Below are 207 nucleotides of genomic sequence, written 5' to 3' on the forward strand. Positions count from 1 at the left end.
TGGAATGCCACGGTGATATCTCCTGCCTTTGCGGATCTTATTCCCAGAGACTTTACAACCGTAGGAATAAGGAAAAATGAAACTCCGCTCCCAAGCAGCATCCCGCCCGCAGTTCCCACGGTACCGATAAACAGCATCTGCTTCTGCATTAGTTTATATATCTGCCTCCCCGTCATTCCCACAGTCTGCAGAAGTCCGTAGTACCGG

At 50.2% G+C, this 207-nt stretch carries 1 pseudogene; it reads right to left on the reverse strand.

The window, feature by feature from the left end:
* A pseudogene (locus tag HJV72_RS19615) lies at positions 1-207 on the reverse strand (FtsX-like permease family protein); the annotation flags it as partial.

The sequence above is a fragment of the Extibacter sp. GGCC_0201 genome, assembly GCF_017566055.1.
Classification (GTDB): domain Bacteria; phylum Bacillota; class Clostridia; order Lachnospirales; family Lachnospiraceae; genus Extibacter.